Consider the following 19,196-nt stretch of genomic DNA (forward strand, 5'->3'; position numbering starts at 1 on the left):
GCCGTGGAGACAAGCGTAGCTGCAGCCGTTATGACGCAGGAAGTTACGACAAAGACAGCGGGGCTGTATAGTTGCACGCGTAAGTGTGGAATGAGCGTGCCGTACACTTTGAGAATGCTTATTCTCAAAGATACTTTGCTCTAACGATAAAAGGACGGCCGTGAGCCGTTGCAGGTGTTGTATGTACTACAGAACAGTTACAGACGATGTTACCGGCCGCCGGACCACAGACGGCGCGGGCGTGCGGCTGGTCCGCGTGCTGGGCGACCCTACGGTGGCGCGGTTTGACCCTTTCCTCATGCTGGACGCCTTTGACTCCCGCGACCCGCAGGACTACATCAGGGGCTTTCCCCTGCACCCCCACCGGGGCATTGAGACCTTTACCTACCTTGCAGCCGGCAGGATCGACCACAAGGACAGCCTGGGCAATGCCGGAAGCATCAGGGACGGCGGCTGCCAGTGGATGACCGCCGGCAGCGGCATACTGCACGAAGAAATGCCCCGCGCATCAGAACGCATGCTGGGCCTGCAGCTTTGGGTCAACCTGCCCCGCAGGGACAAAATGGCGCCCCCCCAATACCGGGACATCACCGCCGACCAGGTGCCCGTGCTGGAGGAGGATGCCGCCCGCGTGGCCGTGGTGGCCGGCAGATATAACGAGGTGGACGGCGCGGCCAGGGGCGCATATGTGGCCGTGCGCTTTCTGGACGTGACCCTCAGGCCTGGCAAAACCTGGAGCGTAGCTGCCCCGCCGGAAGATACGCTGTTTGCCTATTTTATGGAGGGCGAGGCGAACTTGGTCCCTGCGGGCACGCCTTTGCTGGCCCGCCACGCCTATCTGCTGGGTGGGGGCGATACGGCGGCCTTTACCGGTGGCCCAGAGGGCGCACGCCTGGTGCTGGTTTCCGGCGCGCCCCTGCACGAGCCTGTGGCCTGGGGTGGCCCTATTGTCATGAATACAGAAGCGGAATTGCGGCAGGCCTACCAGGAACTGGAGGACGGCAGCTTTATCCGCCATGCGGCCCCTGCTCTGCGCCTGCCCTGACGGCCTTGCAACTCTGAGAATATATATTCTCAAAGATGGTACTCCGTTCGCTTCGGTGTTTGCCGGCGCAAAAAAAATTGCGTCTACACCTGCGTGCCGGACGCGACACAACCCTGTGGCCCTGGGGCAATTTCATGTTGAAGTTGCTTCAGGCCCACAGGGTTGTACAAACGTGGCGCCATCTCGGCATCAAAGCCAGATCTGGGCCCACAGGGCACTGGGGGCAGACTTGCGCCCTTCGCGTTCAGGCGTATTTGCGGTTGATTTCTTCGCCCGCAGCGGCCACATCCGCGCACATCTTTTCGCGGGCGGCTGCAATTCCTGCTGCCAGGGCCGGGTCGTTGAGGGCCAGGATCTGCGCGGCCAGCCACGCGGCGTTGCGCGCGCCGGCCTTGTCCAGGGCCACGGTGGCCACGGGAAAGCCGGGAGGCATCTGCACGGTGGAGAAAAGAGCGTCCATGCCTGCCAAGGTCGCGCCCCCAATGGGGATGCCGATGACCGGGCGCACGGTGCGGGCGGCTACGGCCCCGGCCAGATGCGCGGCCATGCCCGCCGCGCAGATAAAGACCTGCGCGCCTTCGGCCTCATAGCGGCGCACCAGCTCCACCGTGCGGTCCGGAGTGCGGTGGGCCGAACTGACGGTGATGGCGCAGCTTACGCCCAGCCCGCGCAACACGTCCACACAGGGGGCGACTTTTTCTTCATCCGACTTTGAACCCATAAAAATAACTACTTGCGGCATCTGCTTTATCCCCATAGCGACATATAGTTACTGCCGAAAAACGCTTTCTGCAAAGAAGCCATCCCCCCTGCCCCCGCCAAAAATGTTCTCTTTATCCCAGCCGACGCAGGCCCTTATCGCCGATATCCCTGCGGCAGAAGCTGTCGGGCATATGGATGCGCTCCACGGCGGCGTAGGCGGCTTTTTGGGCCTGGGCCAGATCGTCGCCCAGGGCCGTGACGCAGAGCACGCGGCCGCCGGTGGAGAGGAGTTGCCCTTCCTTGAGGCTGGTGCCGCTGTGGAACACCTTGACCTGGGGCAGGGCTTCGGCCTCTGCTATGCCTGTGATGGGCAGGCCCTTGGGGTAGGCTCCGGGGTAGCCCTTGGCTGTGAGCACCACGCCCAGAGCGGTCTGCGGCTTCTGCCCCAGGGCGGCTGGATTCAGACGGCCGCGCACGGCGCCCAGCATGATGGCGGGCAGGTCGCCCGTGAGGCGCATAAGCAGGGGCTGGCATTCCGGGTCGCCGAAGCGCACGTTGTATTCCAGCACCTTGGGGCCCTGGGCTGTGAGCATGAGGCCCGCGTAGAGCACGCCTACAAAGGGATGGCCGTCCTTGGCCAGCGTGCGCAGAATGGGCCGCACGGTGGCTTCGGCCATGGCTTCCAGCTGGTCGTCGGGCAGGATGGGCGCAGGGCTGTAGGCCCCCATGCCGCCGGTGTTGGGGCCGGCATCGCCGTCATAAACACGTTTGTGGTCCTGGGCCGAGGGCAGGGGCAGGGCGCGTTCGCCGTCGCAGAGGCAGAGGAAGGAGGCTTCCTCGCCCACCAGGCATTCTTCAATAACCACCAGGTTGCCCGCGTCGCCAAAGGCGCGTTGGCCCATGATTTCATCCACGGCATGCAGGGCTTCGTCTTCGGTCTGGGCCACAATGACGCCCTTGCCCGCGGCCAGGCCGTCGGCCTTGACCACCAGGGGGGCGCCCATGCGCCGGATGTGTTCGCGGGCCGCAGCCGCATCGTCGAATACGGCGCTCTGGGCCGTGGGCACCTGGGCGCGGCGCATGATCTCCTTGGCAAAGGCCTTGCTACCCTCCAGACGCGCGCCGTAGGCGTCGGGCCCGAAACAGGGAATGCCCGCCGCGCGCATGCGGTCGGTGATGCCCAAGGTCAGGGGCAGTTCCGGCCCAGGCACCACCAGGTCGATGTGCTCGGCCTGGGCCAGGGCTACCAGGCCGTCCAGATCGTCCACGGCTACGGGCACATTGCGCGCGCCGTCGCGCGCGGTGCCGCCGTTGCCCGGCGCGGCCAGCACGACGCTGACCTGCGGGCTTTGCAAAAATTTCCAGACCAGGGCGTGTTCCCGCCCGCCGGAACCTATTACCAGAATGCGCATGGTACTTTCCTGTTGCCGGTGAAAAAACAGGGGCGGCCCGGCATTGTCGGACCGCCCCGGAATCTGCCCGCCTAGCGGCCGGGCGTGACCTCAAAGTCGCTCAGGTCCGCAGGCACGTTGGGGTCTGTGGCCGAAACGTCCAGCGGATAGGCGGTGATCATGCTCTGGCGGCTGCCGATGCCCAGGTCGGGCGAAGTGTTCAGGCCTACCACCAGATCCAGCACGCCGTCGTTGTTCACGTCGGCCAGGTCCACTTCGGCCACGGAACCGCGGATGCGCCGGGTCTTCCACTTGAGGCCCAGGCCCACGCCATCCCAGTACAGGGCGTGGATTTCGCCCTGGGGGAAGTAACGGTAACGGTCAAAGATCTGTGAAGCCGTGGAAATGGGCTTGTTGACCAGCAGCACATATTCGCCGGTATTGCCGATGTCTGCGGCGATAAGGCGCATGGGCGCGTAGTATTTGCTGGGCAGCTGGTAGTTTTTGTCCACGCCCAGGCCGGGCATGCCCTTGTAGTGGTCCATACCCGTGGCGGAGCCGGAAAAGCGCTCCATGGTGGTGTGGATAAGGCTGTTGCCGTGGCCCTGAAAAACTTTGAGCCTTTCGGTATCCGTCAGCATGACGAGCTGGTCGCCCTTGTTCTGGCGGCCGCCGGGCAGCCAGACAATATTGAAGGGCGTGGCGCCGGAAGGCACGTCGATACGGGTACCCAGGGTGTATTTGCCGCCGGACTTGACCATAATGTGCACGCCGGGCGCGAAAAGTTTGATGGAATCCCAGCCCTGGCCCACCAGGGTGGGCGTGTAGGTGGGGGGCAGGCGCACCACGCTCATGAAGTAGGGCACACGCTCGGCAAACTGGCGCAGTTTGTTACCCTTAAAGGTGTAGATGTAGCTGTAGGGGCGGTTGCTGTCTTCCTCAAAGGTGGATACCACCAGCTCGGCCGCGCGGTCGCGATCCAGATCAATGGCCCGCATGGAAAAGCAGACATTGGAGCGGGAGATGGAGGTTTCGCCCAGCAGTTTGAGCTTGCCGTCGGCCTGCCAGCTGTAGATGCGCAGATTGTGGTCGCTCAGCACGGCGATTTCATTTTTGCCGTCGCCGTTAAAATCGGCCACGGCCATATCCACCATACTGTAAGGCAGGCGCTGGCTGCGCAGACGAGAGCCGTCCGCGGCTCCGGCGCCCTGATAGCGGAACTGGGGGTTAAGGTAGACCTGCTGCTGGCCCGTTTCATTGACCAGAATATCGCCGCGGGGCGCGGGACCGCCTGCGGCCGTCATGCCCGGCGTGCGCACGGCGGCCACGCCAAAGGCTTCCTGCCCCAGCGCGGCGGTCAGCTGCTGCACCGTGGCGGTGAGGGAACTCACCGGCCCTTGCCCGGTCTTGCTCCAGGTCTTGCCGGCCTTGTCCACGCTGTTGACCGTGACTGTGCACTGGCTGCCCATCACGCTCACCGAACCCCAGACAGCCGCGTCCGCCCCGGAGGCGGCAAGGGCCTGGCGGGCCTCGGCCTGTGAGGCGGCCTTGGCCTGGCCTGCACGCGCGTCCAGCACGCCGGGCTGGTTGAGGCGGCCCTGAATGGTGGCCGGCACCGCCTTGGAAAGATAGCTGTAGCTCTGGGGGGCATTGACCGCAAAAGGCAGGACTACGGCACTTTTGGCCGCGGCGCCGGAGGCCGTGACCAGACCCAGCGCCAGAAGGCAGAGCGCGAAGGCCAGTGACAGGGTATATTTCATTCCACACTCCTTGGGCATGGGCGCGCCCGGCATGGGGCACGGGCGGCAAAAGGGGCGGCAGGCCCCGACAGCGCGGGCAATCCGCACCCGGGCACTATACCCGCACTTGCCTCGGCACGCAATACGCCCGCTTGCGTCCGACGCCGCGTGTCCCTAGTATGCGCTCCATGAGCAATGCCGCCCGATCCTTTCGTCTGGTCTGTCCCCCTTCGGCCACGCCCCTGGTGGAGGCGCTGTTGCGCGCCCAGGGCTATGTTTTTGCGCCGGAGCCCTTTTCGCCCTTCTGCCGTCGCCTGCTGGCCGAACCGCGCCCGTTGGGGAGCTCTTTGGCGGCTTTTTTCGGCTACATCTACATCCAGGATCGCTCTTCCATGCTGCCGCCCCTGGCGCTGAACCCCGCGCCGGGCGCGGCCGTGCTGGATATGTGCGCCAGCCCCGGCAGCAAAACGGGATTTCTGGCCCAGCTCACCGGGCCCACGGGTTTTGTGCTGGGTAATGAACCCACCCCTGCCCGCCTGGGCACCTTGCGGGCCAATCTGCACCAGATGAACCTGCTGCACGCGGCCACCTGCGCCTACAGCGGGGACGCCCTGCCCCTGCGCCCGCAAAGCTGGCGGGCCATCCTGCTGGACCCGCCCTGCTCCGGCTGGGGCACGGCGGCCAAACATCCGCAGGTGCTCAGGCTCTGGCGCGGGGATAAGATTGACAACCTCACTGCGCTGCAGCGCCGCCTGCTGCGCCAGGCCGCGCGGCTGCTGGCCCAGGGCGGACGGCTGGTCTACTCCACCTGCACCACCAACACCGCTGAAAATGAAGCGCAAGTGCACTTTGCTGAAGAAGAACTGGGCCTTGTGCGCGTGCCGTTGCCCCCTTTCCCCGGTTTTGTCTGGGAAGAACAGCCCGGCGGGGAAGGCACGCTGCGCGTGGATGGGGAGCGCTCCGGCGCGCAGGGCTTTTATGTGGCTCTGTTGGAAAAACCCGGCACGGTCACGGGGCCTTTGCGGGACGTCGCTGCCCCTGACGCTGCAGTTGCGTCTTCCGGGGAATTTTCTGCCCCGCCGGATGCGGGCCCACGCGGCGGCCGAGCGCCCCGCCGCCACGGCAACCGCGCTGCGGGCCAGCCCCTGGGCCAGGAACTGCCCCGCACGGCGCTGGACGGCCCGGCCGGGACTGGAGCGCGCCTGCCGCCCGGAGCGGCGGTGGTTTTTGAGATCATGTGCGCTTTGTGCCGGAGCAGGCCCCTGCCCTGCTGCCGCCGGAACTGGTCTGGCAAGGCGGGCTGCTGGGGCGGCGGCAGGGCAGCGGCCTGGACCCTGCCCCGCGCCTGCGCGCCTTGTTGCCGGAGCGGCCGGAACCGCGGGCCAGCCTGGTGCTGGACACGCCGGAGGAAGTGACGGCCCTGCTCAGCGGGCAGAGCCGTCAGACGGGCCTTGGCGGCCGTTGGGCCGCCCTGTGGTGGCGCGACCTGCCCCTGGGGTTGGTAGCCCTCAAACAGGGCCGGGCCGTGGCGGGCTTTCGCTGAGGCGTCCTGGCCCGGAGTCTTGGCGCAAGTAAGCAATCAGCCCCCGCCGCCGGTGCAGTACGCATGTCGGCGGCGGGGGCTGTTTTGGTCGGCTGCTTACGCAACCGTCAGGGCATTGCAACGTTGCAATACCCTACATGCGGATGCTGTCGCGAATGTCTTCCAGCCGGGCCTTAGTGAAGAGCAGATAGGAAAGAATCAGCTCGCCGGAATTGAAGGTGGAGGTGATATAGAGAGGATCATAAGTGGCGATGCGGTCCATATATGTCATGGCTGCAGCCATATTTTCCTCGTTGTTTTTGGCCTTGATCTCTGGATAGAGCTGGTAGAGGGCGTTGACGAAGTCGCGCAGCACCAGCACGATGCCCTGTACCTCATAGATGCGGTTGTCCAGCTCATAGAAGGGCAGGCTCTGGGCGTTTTCCAGCAGGCCCTGGGCGTAGCCCAGCATGTTTTCTCCGGTCATGGTCACAAAAGAGGCGTAGAGATCGTCCGTGCGGCAGTTGTAAACCCCTGTGCCTTTATCCAGAGAAGTCTTGTAGTCCTCCAGCAGTTTGAGCCCTTTTTTGTAGGAACCTTCGGCCGAAGGGAACATGAAGCTGCGTGGATCAATGGCGAAGCTGTTGATGCGGGCTTTGTAGAGAAATTCGCTTTCCCGGTCACTGGAGCCCAGCTTGGCGATCTGGCTGGAATAGAGGTCCAGCAGAAACTTAGTGGCGTGGTACACTCCGTACTGGCGGTAGGCGCGGTTATCCAGAATAAAGCGGTTAAAAATAATGTCGTTGAAGCTCCAGCCAAAGGTGGAGTCGAGCTCGCGGCGCATCTGGTTGCTGATGGAATCCAGCAGAATTTTACCTTTTTCTGTGTCCGGCAGATCGGCGGCCGCGGCAGGCACGTTCATGGCCTGCGGAAAGGTGGTGCGGTCCACAACGCTGTAGGCGCGCTGCAGGCCCCAAGCCACCAACAGCACGCCTACCAGCAGACAGGCCTGCACAGCCAGGGTTTTCAGTACCACCTGCAGTTTCAGGACAGCGGGAAGTTCGGGCAGTTTCATGGGTCTCCTCACTTGGGGCGGATAGGGAAAGGGAATCGCCGCATGGCGGTTGGAACACCGGCCCCGCTTGTACAAGCTAATACAGGGGCGGCCGTTAGTACAGGGGGGCGCCCCGGCGCGGGCGGCTTTTGCCCCCCAGCTGCGTCAGCGGGCCGTTGCGGTCCGGGGCTGTACCAGAAGAGCACTATCCCCGTCCCGCACCGGCCCACTTCCTTGCCGGAGAACAAAATTCATCCCGCACCGCAGTCGGAGGCGACAGATATATTGGGGTATCGGCGCGGCGTGTGCTGCGGGTGTGGAAAACATCGCAGCTATTCTGAACATATTCAATGTAACAGCAAGTTGTATTTCGGCCAGGGTATGCCTGGCGCAGTTCTGTGAGAGAAAAAGTTTTTTGAAGGATGGGGGGTGTGGGGGGAAGGGAACTTTTGTTCACAAAAACTCCCTTCCCCCTACAGATTCTTTTCTCACGTTTTTCGTTCGGCCAGGGCCAGTTCGGCCAGGGCGTTGACGCAGGCGGCGGCCAGGGCAGAGCCGCCCTTGCGCCCCAGGAGGGTGAAGTGGGGCCAGGGGCTTTGGTGGAGCAGGGCTTTGGATTGGGCGGCGTTGACGAAGCCCACGGGCATGCCGATGATCAGTGCGGGGACGGGCGCTCCGGCGGCCAGGGCGTCCAGCAGGCCCAGCAGGGCGGTGGGGGCGTTGCCAATGGCCACGATTTGGCCGCCCATGCGGGGGGCCAGCAGTTCCAGTCCGGCGCGGGTGCGGGTGGTATCGCGGGTTTTGGCCAGCTGGTCCAGGCCGGGCAGGCTCATAATGGGCGTAACGCTGACGCCCAGGGGGGTAAGGCGGCGCAGGGGCAGACCGGCGGCGGCCATGCGGGTATCGGTAAAGACCGTGCAGCCGCGCAGCAGGGCGTCCAGGCCGTTGCGCAGGCCCTGGGCGCTCAGGCGCAGGTCGGGCACGATTTCCGTATCGCCCAGGGTGTGGACGCAGCGTCGGGCCACCTGCCAGAGCGGACCGGAAAAAGGGCGAGGTTCGGGGATTTCCGCATCAATAACGGCAAAGGAGCGGGCCTCAATGGTGGCCGGGGTGTGGGCCGGATCCAGGACGATTGCAGACGGCGCGGCGGTGGGGGCGGGAGCCGGGCCCTGGGAGGGGGCGGGAGCGATAGGGGGCATGGAATTTCCTTGCGGGCGGATGTTGTGCCGGCCCGGCGGCTTCAGATTGGGGGCAGGGCGCGCAGCCAGGTCCGCCAGAAGCGACGGGATCCCTCCGGGTAGCAGTGCATCCAGGATCCGGCCACGGAGCCCAGACGGCAGCCTTCTTCGCGCAGCAGGCCGCCCGCGCTGTCGTACAGCCGCCAGAGATGGCGGCAGGCGGCGGGCAGGGGGCCGTCCTCCTGAGCATAGTGGTATTCGTGTCCCCGCGTCCAGAGGGGGGCGGCGGTTTGGGTGGGGGCTGGCCAGTCCGGCAAGGCCAGGGCCGCGCGGTAGCCCAGGGCCGCACGACGGTCGGTGAGGGTGCAGGTCTGGGGCAGCAGACCGCTCATGGGGTAGTCCTGGCCGGAGAGGCGCAGGGAGCGCATGAGATAAATGTAGCCGCCGCATTCGCCGTAGATGGGCAGGCCTGCGTCGGCCAGACGGGTCAGGGCCGTGCGGAAGGACGTGTTGGCCGCCAGGGCGGCGGCGTGCAGCTCCGGATAGCCGCCGGGAAAATAGAGACCCGCGCAGTACGGGGGCGGCGCACTGTCCCGCAGGGGCGAGAAAACGGCCACCTGCGCCCCCAGTTCCTGCCACAGAGCGGGCAGGTCGGCGTAACAGAAGCTGAAGGCCGCGTCCCAGGCCATACCCACTACGGGGCGTCGTCGGGAACGGCGCGAGGGGCGCTGGGCGCGCGCCGGGGCGGCAGGCGGTGGCAGGAGGGCGTCGGCCGAGGCCGCTGCGGCAGGGTTGGGGGCGCAGGAAGTTGCGGCTGGCGGCGGGGCCAGGTCCGGCGGCACGGCGCGGGCAGCCGCAAAGAAACGTGTGGCCGGCGCTGCAGCCGCAACGGGCGCAGTTGCGCGATCTGCGGGGCTGCCTGCCGCCGGCTTGGCGGGCGGCTGGGGGCTTGCAGTAGCGGTTTGCTTGGCGGTCAGAGTGCCGGTCGGGATGTCGGTCAGATTGGCGGACAGCGCGCGGGCCGGATTGACGGCCGGATCGGGGGGCAGGCTGGGAGTCAGGCCGAGAGCGTGGCAGGTTGTGAGCCCGGCGGCACTGCCAGCGGGCAGGTCAGCAGGGGCTGCGCGGCCCACGGCAAGACCCAGGCGGCGCAGCAGCTGATCCAGGCGGCAGTTTTCTTCCATCCAGCGGGCCAGTCCGGCGCGGTCCATGAAGGGCAGGGCCTCGCGGGCCTCTACCAGGCCCAGATGGCGAGAGCGCAGATCGGGCGCGCCCTGGCGCGGCAGCAGGCCCAGCAGGGGAAGATCCTTGCGCAAAGGGGCCAGGGCCGTGCGCAGCAGGTCGGCGTGGCGTGGGCTGCCCACATGGGTGCAGATCAGGCCCAGAAAGGCAAGGGGGGCTTCGTGGGCGGCCCAGGCCGGGCGGTGGCGCAAAAAACCTTCGGCCACGGCCGCTGCGGACTGCCCCAGGCCGCCGGCGTGCAGACAGAGCAGCACGGGCAGGCCCAGCCGGGCCGCCAGAAGGGCCGTGCTGCCTGCGCCCCTGTGTCCGCCGTCAAAAAGGCCCATGGCCCCTTCCACCACAATCAGGTCCGGCGGGCGGCCGGCCGCGTCGGGCGCGCAGAGCCGGGCGTACAGGCGGCGCAGGCCGGCGGGCAGCTGGCGGCCCGGCGTTGCTCTGGCCGTGGGCCGGGCCGCGCGGCACATCCAGGTATCCAGGTTGGCGGCGGGCTGGCCCGTAAGCGCGGCGTGGAAGGCCACGTCGATAAAGTCCGGGCCGGTTTTGGCGGCGCGCGCCGTCAGGCCTCTGGCGCGCAGGGCGCAGAGCAGGGCCAGAGTGCAGGTGGTCTTGCCGCTGGCGCTGCCCGTGCCGGCCACCACGCAGCCGGGGGGCGCGACAAGGGCGGGGGCGGACACGGGCGCTCCGTTCAGGCCCTGGCCGTGGTCAGCAGACGCGAAATAAGCTCGTGCAGCTTGACCGAAAGGGCCTTGAGGTCCGGCTTGGTGTACTGGGCGTCCGCACCCACCACTGCGCATTTGCGCGACAGACTCTCGTTGATCATGGAAGAAAAGATGGCCACGGGCAGCTGACGCAGCACGGGGTCTTCTTTGATGTGCTTGCACAGGGCCAGGCCGTCCATGGCGGGCATTTCAATGTCTGTGATGACGCCCTGCACAAAGTCGAAAATGGGGCGGTTTTCCTGCTGGCAGCGGTCGCGCAGTTCCTGCAGGTAGTTCCAGGCTTCCTGCCCGTTGACGCGCTGTTCCACCACAAAACGTCCCTCTTTGTTGAGCAGGTCCAGAAGCAGAGAGCGGATGCTGCTGGAATCGTCCACATGCAGGATGCGGTAGGTCTTGCCGTCCTTTTCGGTGAGGCCCGCGCCGTCAAAGCGCAGAGCCATGGCCGGGTGCAGCTCGGCTACAATGGCTTCCAGGTCCAGCAGAAAGATGACCCGTTCTTCCAGGCGCACCACGCCGGTGATGGAGCTGCGGCTCATGTTCTGTAAGAACTGGCCGGGGGCCTCCACATCCGTCCAGCTCAGGCGGTAGATGCGGTTGACCCCGGAAACCAGAAAACCCGTGCAGACCTTGTTGAACTCCGTAACGATGACCTTGGCGTCTTCATTGGTGATGGGGCCGCTGCCCAGAAACTGGGCCATGTCGATGAGCGGCACAATGCGTCCGTTGCGGTGCAAAAAGGCTCCCAGAAGAGCCTTGTGGCGCATTTCTGGCATGGCGGTCACGGGCTGGCGGCGGCCGATCTCCACCACCTTGGCCACGTTGAGGCCATAGTGGGCCTCGTAGCCGTCCTGATTGACGAAAAATTCGACAATTTCCAGTTCGTTGGTGCCGGTTTCCAGCAGAATATTGGTCTGGGCCATGCTCCCCTCCTTGGGCGGCCTGCCAGCAGGGGCCGCATAAAGCGTATGCCGGTGTTATCGGTTGCCCGGCAAAAACGTTTAGGCCGCGCCTTCCACCCTGTTTTCCGGCAAGTCTGTCCGGTCCGCATCTGTATCCCGCAGGGCGGCCCGGATGCGGCACACCCCACAGAGATCGCCCGAAGACGTGGGATAGCCGCACTGCGGGCAAGGCCGCAATGCCTGCCCCTGCTCCGCCTCGCGACGGGCAAAAACCGGGCGGCCGCGGGCCAGAAAACCCTGGTAGTAGTCCAGCTTGCGGCCGGGCATGGCCGCCTCCAGCTGCTGCAGCAGGCCCTTGAGCACGCTGAAGCTGGCCCCGGGGCTGTAAGGGCAAGGGGCATAGTGGTTTTCTATGCCCATGAGGAAGGCGTAGTTGGCCGTTTCAAATTCCGTAAGCCGCCAGAGCGGCTTGACCTTGCGCACAAAGCCGTTTTCACTGTCCAGACGCGGCCCCTGGTCCGAGAGGTAGGCCGTGTCCCAGCGTAGGGTATTGCTGAACAGGCGCGCCACCTCGTCGTCCAAATTGTGGCCGGTGGCCAGGGCGTCATAGCCATCTTCCATGGCGATTTTATTGAAGAAATAGCGTTTTATCTTGCCGCAGGCGGAACAGATGGGCCGGTGCAGCCGAGCCTTGACCAGCGGAATGGCCAGACCTTCCGTCGCCATTTCTTTGACCATGAGCCGCAGGCCGTGCTTGGCGCAGAAGCGCTCGGTCACGCCGCGCGCCGCCGCCGAAGAACCGGGAATGCCCAAGTCAATGTGCAGGCCTGTGACGTTGTAGCCCTGGCGGGAAAGCTCCAGCATAAGCGCCAAAGAATCTTTGCCGCCCGAAAGCGCCACCAGCACGCGTTCTTCATGGCTGAAGAGGTTCTGTCCCTCAATGCCGCGCGTCACCTGCCGGGCAAAAAATTCTTTGTAGCACGCGGGGCAAAAGGCCGCATTGTGGCTGCGCAGGGCCACCGCGGCCTCGGCTTTACAGATTTTACACTTCATGAACGGTCCGTTGCATCCTGTCTTTTTTGTTATATGGGGGAGGGGTTTTGGGTGGGGAAAGGAAACTTCCCAAAAACTTTTCCGCGCCGTACCGCTTTGTGGATTTTGAGCCCGTATCGGTGCAAGGGTGTAATACTGTGATAGTGTGAGCGGCCCCTGGCTGAAGACGAGAAGGCGCAGCCCGCGGCGTCAGCTCTGCCCTGCGGGCGCGGCCTCCGGCGCAATCCAGCCCAGTTCGCGTCCCCAGATCGTATAACAGCGGCAGGCGCGGGCGGCAAAGGCGTTCAGCCCCACCAGGGGGCGCAGGGCCGCGCTGCGTTCCGCCAGGCGGCGGCGCAATGGAGCGTCGGTCATCATTGCTATCATGGCCTTGGCCAGGGCCTGCGGGTCGTCCGGCGGCACCCACAGGGCGGGGCCGTTCTCCTCCATACAGAGGTCGGGCGGCGGCACAGCTGTGCTCTGGGCGGGGCAAGGGCCGTCTGGCTGCAGTGCGGCCGCGTCCAGCCGTTCGCGGTGCAGAGGCGTGCGGGTGCAGATGTTGGGCAGGCCCGCCGCCACGCCGGACCAGAGGGTTTCGGGCAGCTCTTCCGGCGAGGTGCCGGGGGCTATCCAGACCCGACAGGCGGGCAAGGCCAGGGCCGGGGGCTGATCGTTGAGCAGGCAGAGCCGCGCGGCCACGCCCAGGGTGAGGGCCTCATCCAGCAGTTCCTGATAGCGCGGGCCGCCGCCCAGGGCGCGCACCTCCCAGGGGGGGAGGTCTTCCCGCTGCCAGATGGCGGCCATGGCGCGGGTGACGATCTGCGCGCCGGAGCGCGGGGCCAGGGCCTCGCCCAGGCCGAAGACGCAACGCGCGCCCGCAGGGGAATCTTCCCGCGCCAGGGGGTGCTCCTCGGCTTCCAGAGCCAGGCCTGGGGCCAGCAATACCTGGCGCGGGCCTGGAAGCCGCGGCGCCGACGGATCTGCGCGCCCGCCCTGCTCGCCGGGATCTGCCGCCGCAGTCAGACGCGCGCGGACATGCCCGGACCCACAAAAAATTTTGTGGGCGGCGTGCAGGGCAGGATTTTTGCCGTCCAGGGGCGGGCGCAGCAAAAATGCGTGGGCCAGTAAGGTGCTGCCGCACGGCCTCAGGCGGAGCAGGCAATGGCCCAGGGCCAGCGCTTCCTCGCCCACGGTCTGCACCAGCAAGCGGGCATGGCGGCGCTGCCAGCGCCAGAGGCGGAACAGGGTCAGCGGGTTGGCCGGGTGTACGCCGGGCAAAGGCAGCACGGGCAGGTTGAGGGTCATGGCCCGGCGATGCAGGGCAGAGCCCTGACGGCAGGCCAGCATGGGGGCCAGGGGACCGCCATCGCGCATATGCAGGGCCAGGGCCAGGGCGTGGTCCTCTTCCAGACGGGCCGTGCGCCGGGGGGAGCCCAGCTCGGCCCAGAGGCGCTGCTCTTCCAGAGTCGGCGGCGGCGCGTTTTGCGGGGCCAGCAGCAGAACGCGCATCAGCGGTGCAGCGGCCTTGCAGGATCGGGGCGTGACCCCGGCCGGCTGCCGGAAGGGCTGGAGGGAGGGAAAATGGCCGGGGCGTGCATGGAGTTTCTCCGGGCGTCGGGAAGGCCCGCGGCCTTCCCGACATCCCTGTGGATACGCTGGCGGAGTGGATCTCCGTCAGCGCAGAAACACGTTTTTATCCCGCACGCGCACCAGGTCGCGGCGGAGCAGCTCTTCGCCAATCTGCACGGCGTTGAGGGCCGCGCCTTTGCGCACGTTGTCGGCCACAATCCACAGGTTCAGCCCGTTGGCGATGCTTTCGTCCTCGCGGATGCGGCCCACATAGGTGGCGTCTTCGCCCACGCAATAGGCGGGCATGGGGTACATGAGTTCGCGCGGGTTGTCGAAGACGCGCACGCCCGGAGCCTGCGAGAGCATGACGCGGGCCTCTTTGGGGGTGATTTTCTTTTCCGTTTCAATGTTCACCGATTCGGCGTGGCAGTAGAACACGGGCACCCGCGCGCAGGTGGCCGTGACCTTGATGGTGGGGTCGTCAAAGATCTTCACGGTCTCGTTGACCATCTTCATTTCTTCCTTGGTATAGTCGTTGTCCAGGAAGACGTCGATATGCGGCAGCACGTTGAAGGCAATGCGATAGGGATAGACTTTGTTTTCCGGGTCGCGGGAATTGAAGAGATCGCGCACCTGGCGCTCCAGCTCTTCCATGCCCTTCTGCCCGGTGCCGGACACGGCCTGATAGGTAGAAACCACCACCCGCCGGATTTTTCCGGCGTCGTGCAGCGGCTTGAGCACCACCAGCATCTGGATGGTGGAACAGTTGGGGTTGGCAATGATGCCCTGGTGCGCGTCCAGGGCCTGGGGGTTCACTTCCGGCACCACCAGGGGACAGCGCTCGTCCATGCGCCAGGCGGCGGAATTGTCCACCACCACACAGCCCGCGTGGGCCGCGTGGGGCGCAAATTTCTGCGAGGTGGCCCCGCCGGCGGAAAAAATGGCCATGTCCACGCCGTCAAAGACGTCTTCTTTCAGTTCGTGCACGGTGAGTTCACGCTCGCCGTAGGGCACTTTGACGCCCTCGGAACGGGCGGAAGCGAAGGCCCGCACTTCCGTGGCGGGAAAGTCCCGGTCGTGCAGGGTCTTGAGCATTTCTCGGCCCACGGCGCCCGTGGCGCCCACAACGGCAACGGTCAGCTTTTTGCTCATCTGGTCGGCTCTCCTTGGGTAGTCGCTTCCGCTCCAGGCGGAGGGACAGCCAGTATAGACGTCTCCGACGCAAAAGGGAAGGCACTTCGGCAAGGGGTTGCTGCCGCATAATCATACTATTATAGTATTATTAAAATCATACTTATCAAATTTTATTGGATTAAATGGTGCAATCAGGAATTTTTTGTGCTAGGCATAAAACATACCTGCTTGCTAAGATATGGCCGACAAAAAGATTGCGGCGCGTGTCGGGCAAGCCCTTCACGGCAGATTGCCTATTTGCAACCTTGGGTGAGGTTTATGAAAAAACTGCTTATTCTTGGCGCCGGCGCCGGCGGGACCATGATGGCCACGAAGATGAGAAAGCTCCTGAGCCCACGGGAGTGGGAGATAACTCTCATTGACCGCGACCCCGTCCACCACTATCAGCCCGGCTGGCTGCTGGTGCCTTTTGGCGTGGATACGCCGCAGGGCTGCGTTCGCCCCAAAAAAGATTTTATGGTGCACGGCGTCAATTTTGTGCTGGACGCCATCAAGGCCGTGGATGCGGAACACCGTAAGGTAGTCTGCCAGGAAGGCACTTATGACTATGACTGGATCATCGTGGCCACCGGGGCCAGAATCGCCCCTGAGGAGGTTCCCGGCCTCACGGACGACTGGGGCGGCAAGATCCATAATTTCTACACCCCCGACGGCGCGGCCGCCCTGTACGACAAGCTGAAGCATTTCAGGAAAGGGCGGCTGGTGCTGCACATCTGCGAAACGCCCATCAAGTGCCCGGTGGCGCCTCTGGAATTTGTGTACATGGCGGACTGGTATCTGCAGAAGCTGGGCGTGCGGCAGGATGTGGAAATAGAACTGGTCACGCCCCTTACCGGCGCGTTCACCAAGCCGGTGGCCAACAACATCCTGGGGGCGCTCTGCGCCAAAAAGGGCATCAAGGTCACCACCAACTGGAGCGTGGACAGCGTGGACGCGGGCCGCGCCGTGATCACGTCGGTGACGGGCGATGAAATTCCTTACGACCTGCTGGTGTCCATTCCGCCCAACCTGGGGCAGCCTTTCCTGGTCGAATCCGGCCTTGCCGACGTCACCGGCTATATTGATACGGACAAGGAGCTGCTCAAAGCGAAAAAGTTTGAAAACATGTACGTCATCGGCGACGCCACCAATGTTCCGGCCTCCAAGGCCGGTTCCGTCGCCCACTTTGAGGCCGACGTCATTGCTCAGAACCTGATGGCGGATATCGAAGGCACGGACAACTACTACCGCTTTGACGGGCACACCAACTGTTTTATCGTTACGGGCTTTGAAAAAGCCTCGCTCATAGACTTCAGCTATGCCGTGGAGCCCTTGCCGGGCATGTTCCCCCTGCCGGGGGTGGGTCCCTTTGAGCTCTTGGGCGAAAGCCACATCAATTACTGGGGCAAGCTCATGTTCAAATGGGTGTACTACAACCTCATGATGAAGGGGCACGAACTGCCGTTTGAACCCAACATGTATCTTGCAGGGAAAGACACCTCCTTGCTGCGCAGCAAGTAGCCCGGAGGCGTCGTATGGCATCTGAAGACAAAATTCTGGAGCGTCTTGACGCTATTGAAAACAGGCTGGCGGCCCTGCAGGAACGCGGCGAAAACAGCCGCGCCCTTCTGGAACAGGCCGCGCCCATAGGCAACCACGCCTTCCGCCTGCTGGTTACGGAGCTGGAGTGTCTTAACGGCCGGGTTTCGCTGGACGACATCCTGGATCTATGCCGCAAGGGGCTGCTCACCGTGCCCCGGCTCATCTGGCTGCTGGACCAGCTGGAGAACCTCACCGACCTCTGGCGCATTCTGCATCCTGCCATGGGGCCGACCTTTCCGCATCTTATTGAAAAAATGGATGCATGGGACAAGAGCGGCCTGTTCGCCAACCTCGCCGCCTTCAAAACTGCGGGGGGGAACTGGCTGGCGGCCCAGAGCCCTGAAGATATTGCCAGGCTGGGAGAAAGCCTTGTCTTTCTGACCAGTCAGCTGCAAAAACTGGCCGAACCCGCCCTGCAGGCCCGCATCACGGCCTTGCTGGAGGCGGTGGCGTCTTATGATCCCGCCCAGGCCCGACCCACGGGCTTGCTGGGACTTCTGGCGGTTCTGCGCAGCGCCGAAGGCCGACAGTCTTTGGGATTTTTGGCAGAACTGCTGAAAACGCTGGGCAAAACCGCACCGCCGCAGGGAGCAGCCTCTTAGGGCCTTGCAACTTTGCAATGGCTCTGAAATCGGGACGGGCCGCGCCTGCGGCCGTGGTCGTGATGCCAAGGGCGCGGGTCCGTCCCTTTTTCCCTGTCGCACAAAGTCATCTGCCTTGCCAGGTTCGGGCCTTGCTGGCATACTCCGGTCATGAACGCCGTCGGTTCCGCCACGCCTCCGGTCAGCCCGCTGTCCGCCCTGCCCTTTCTGCCGCAGCTCTGCGGCAAAAGCGGGGCCGCGCCCGGCGACGCGGCCTGTTTTGCCCTTTGGGACAAATACGCTATGTTGCCCAACATCCGGCGGCATTCCTTGCTGGTGGCCCACATCGCCACTGCTCTGGCCCGCAAGGCCGAGGCTCTGGGCCTGCCCGTGCGGGCGGCGCAGGTGCGCGCCAGCGCTTTGCTGCACGATATCGCCAAAACCTACTGCGTCCGTTACGGCGGCAGCCATGCCCAGGTGGGCGCTGCCTGGACCGTGGCCGAAACCGGCAATTACGCCGTGGCCCAGGGTGTAATGCTGCACGTCTGGTGGCCTTGGTCCCTGCCGCAGGGAACGGACATCTGCGCTCTGCCCTTTTTTGTCATGTATGCCGACAAGCGCGTGCGTCACGACGCCTGCGTCACCCTGGAAGAGCGCTATGACGACCTCCTCCAGCGCTACGGCCGCACCGAGGAAGCCCGCGAAGGCATCCGCGCCGCCTACAGGCAGGGCAAAACCATTGAAGACGCCCTTGCGGTGTTGCTGGGATGGTCCTTGCATGAAGATTCTTTTGATAGCGGGCGGCTGGTCCACTGAGCGCGAAGTTTCGCTCAGCGGCGCGCAGGCCATGCGCCAGGCGCTCACAGCGCGCGGCCACAACGTCACCCTGTTTGATTTGCTGGAATCCTTCGACGAACTGCTCGCTACAGCCCGCGTTCACGACTTTGCCCTTATTAACCTGCACGGCGCGCCCGGCGAGGACGGCCTGGTGCAGGCCATGCTGGAGCGGGTGGGCTGCCCCTACCAGGGGGCCGGCCCGGCGGGCTCCTTTCTGGCCCTGAACAAGGCCGCGGCCAAGCAGATTTTTCGTCAGGCGGGCCTGCCCACGGCGGATTGGGAGTTTCTGCCCCTGCCCCCGCCGCCGGGCTGGCAACCCCGGCTGCCCTACCCCCTGTTTGCCAAGAGCAACACCGGCGGCTCTTCTCTGCGACTGGGCCGCGCCCGAAATCGGCAGGAGCTGGACGCGGTGCTGGCGTCCGTTTTTGCCGCCGGGGATGAAGTTTTGCTGGAACCCGTGCTGCCGGGGCGGGAAGTGACCTGCGGCATCCTTGGCGAAGAAGCCCTGCCGCCCATTCTCATAGAACCCCTGGCCGGAGATTTTTTTGACTATAAAAGCAAGTACGCCAGCGACGGCGCGCGCGAGCTCTGCCCGGCCCCCATCGGGCCGGAGCTCACAGCCCTGGCGCAGCAGTTCGCCCTGGCCGCTCACCGGGCCCTGGGGCTTACGGGGTACAGCCGGGCCGACTTCATCCTGGGGCCGGACAACAGCCTGAACCTGCTGGAGGTCAATACCTTGCCCGGCATGACCGCCACCAGCCTGGTGCCGCGTGAAGCCCGCGCCCTGGGGCTGGACTTTGGTCGGCTTCTGGAGCGGCTTATAGAACTGGGCATGCAAAAACATCAAAAAAGCTGATTGTGCCACATGGGTTTTTGTGTTTTATAACCGCCGCCGGGGCAAGCCTGGCGGC

At 64.8% G+C, this 19,196-nt stretch carries 16 protein-coding genes and 1 pseudogene; 7 read left to right on the forward strand and 10 right to left on the reverse strand.

What is annotated here, in order from left to right; all coding sequences use genetic code 11:
- Positions 1–181: 181 nt before the first annotated feature.
- The gene (locus J7I12_RS09130) at positions 182–1,045 is read left to right on the forward strand and encodes a pirin family protein (RefSeq protein WP_118229360.1); all 864 of its coding nucleotides are present in this window, start codon (positions 182–184) and stop codon (positions 1,043–1,045) included.
- 244 nt (positions 1,046–1,289) lie between these two features.
- Here J7I12_RS09130 and purE read toward each other — a convergent pair whose 3' ends face one another.
- From purE to J7I12_RS09145, 3 genes are all read right to left on the reverse strand, one after another.
- Positions 1,290–1,787, reverse strand: coding sequence for a 5-(carboxyamino)imidazole ribonucleotide mutase (purE, locus tag J7I12_RS09135; RefSeq protein WP_118229361.1), 498 nt, complete (start codon positions 1,785–1,787; stop codon positions 1,290–1,292).
- Between the two features lie 91 nt (positions 1,788–1,878).
- On the reverse strand, positions 1,879–3,159 hold the full coding sequence (purD, locus tag J7I12_RS09140) for a phosphoribosylamine--glycine ligase (RefSeq protein WP_118229362.1): 1,281 nt from the start codon (positions 3,157–3,159) through the stop codon (positions 1,879–1,881).
- Positions 3,160–3,230: 71 nt separating this feature from the next.
- Positions 3,231–4,898, reverse strand: a complete 1,668-nt coding sequence (locus J7I12_RS09145) for an FG-GAP repeat domain-containing protein (RefSeq protein WP_130957851.1) — start codon at positions 4,896–4,898, stop codon at positions 3,231–3,233.
- A gap of 158 nt (positions 4,899–5,056) precedes the next feature.
- On the opposite strand from J7I12_RS09145, the pseudogene J7I12_RS09150 reads away from it, so the two are divergent.
- Positions 5,057–5,881 (forward strand): annotated as a pseudogene (locus J7I12_RS09150) (RsmB/NOP family class I SAM-dependent RNA methyltransferase); the annotation flags it as partial.
- A gap of 386 nt (positions 5,882–6,267) precedes the next feature.
- A complete protein-coding gene (locus tag J7I12_RS09155) occupies positions 6,268–6,420 on the forward strand; it encodes a hypothetical protein (protein ID WP_353936899.1) in 153 nt (50 codons plus the stop codon).
- A gap of 133 nt (positions 6,421–6,553) precedes the next feature.
- On the opposite strand, the gene J7I12_RS09160 is transcribed toward J7I12_RS09155, so the two are convergent.
- The 7 genes from J7I12_RS09160 to J7I12_RS09190 form a co-directional block, all read right to left on the reverse strand.
- Complete coding sequence (locus tag J7I12_RS09160) at positions 6,554–7,474, reverse strand: DUF2333 family protein (protein ID WP_118229365.1); 921 nt, start codon at positions 7,472–7,474, stop codon at positions 6,554–6,556.
- 467 nt (positions 7,475–7,941) lie between these two features.
- Positions 7,942–8,652 carry a precorrin-8X methylmutase gene (locus J7I12_RS09165; RefSeq protein ID WP_118229366.1) on the reverse strand — a complete coding sequence of 237 codons (711 nt, stop codon included), beginning with the start codon at positions 8,650–8,652 and terminating at the stop codon, positions 7,942–7,944.
- Between the two features lie 41 nt (positions 8,653–8,693).
- The gene (locus tag J7I12_RS09170; RefSeq protein ID WP_302548467.1) at positions 8,694–10,547 is read right to left on the reverse strand and encodes a nucleotide-binding protein; all 1,854 of its coding nucleotides are present in this window, start codon (positions 10,545–10,547) and stop codon (positions 8,694–8,696) included.
- Between the two features lie 11 nt (positions 10,548–10,558).
- A complete protein-coding gene (locus J7I12_RS09175) occupies positions 10,559–11,512 on the reverse strand; it encodes a chemotaxis protein (protein ID WP_118229367.1) in 954 nt (317 codons plus the stop codon).
- A 78-nt stretch (positions 11,513–11,590) separates the two neighbouring features.
- On the reverse strand, positions 11,591–12,544 hold the full coding sequence (locus J7I12_RS09180; RefSeq protein ID WP_118229368.1) for a PP-loop family protein: 954 nt from the start codon (positions 12,542–12,544) through the stop codon (positions 11,591–11,593).
- 189 nt (positions 12,545–12,733) lie between these two features.
- The gene (locus J7I12_RS09185; RefSeq protein WP_118229369.1) at positions 12,734–14,032 is read right to left on the reverse strand and encodes a glycosyltransferase; all 1,299 of its coding nucleotides are present in this window, start codon (positions 14,030–14,032) and stop codon (positions 12,734–12,736) included.
- A 165-nt stretch (positions 14,033–14,197) separates the two neighbouring features.
- Positions 14,198–15,244 carry an aspartate-semialdehyde dehydrogenase gene (locus J7I12_RS09190; RefSeq protein ID WP_118229370.1) on the reverse strand — a complete coding sequence of 349 codons (1,047 nt, stop codon included), beginning with the start codon at positions 15,242–15,244 and terminating at the stop codon, positions 14,198–14,200.
- A 300-nt stretch (positions 15,245–15,544) separates the two neighbouring features.
- On the opposite strand from J7I12_RS09190, the gene sqr reads away from it, so the two are divergent.
- From sqr to J7I12_RS09210, 4 genes are all read left to right on the forward strand, one after another.
- Entirely contained in the window at positions 15,545–16,786 is a 1,242-nt protein-coding gene (sqr, locus tag J7I12_RS09195) for a type III sulfide quinone reductase, selenoprotein subtype (protein ID WP_118229371.1), read from the forward strand.
- Positions 16,787–16,800: 14 nt separating this feature from the next.
- Positions 16,801–17,469, forward strand: coding sequence for a DUF1641 domain-containing protein (locus tag J7I12_RS09200; RefSeq protein WP_130957859.1), 669 nt, complete (start codon positions 16,801–16,803; stop codon positions 17,467–17,469).
- A 150-nt stretch (positions 17,470–17,619) separates the two neighbouring features.
- Positions 17,620–18,264 (forward strand): HDIG domain-containing metalloprotein, encoded by a 645-nt coding sequence (locus J7I12_RS09205; RefSeq protein ID WP_288907431.1) that lies wholly within the window; start codon positions 17,620–17,622, stop codon positions 18,262–18,264.
- The gene (locus J7I12_RS09210) at positions 18,227–19,141 is read left to right on the forward strand and encodes a D-alanine--D-alanine ligase family protein (protein WP_118229374.1); all 915 of its coding nucleotides are present in this window, start codon (positions 18,227–18,229) and stop codon (positions 19,139–19,141) included. Before J7I12_RS09205 ends, J7I12_RS09210 begins: the two co-directional genes overlap by 38 nt.
- Positions 19,142–19,196 lie beyond the last annotated feature (55 nt).

It is taken from the genome of Desulfovibrio diazotrophicus (genome assembly GCF_902498985.2).
Classification (GTDB): Bacteria; Desulfobacterota; Desulfovibrionia; order Desulfovibrionales; family Desulfovibrionaceae; genus Desulfovibrio; species Desulfovibrio legallii.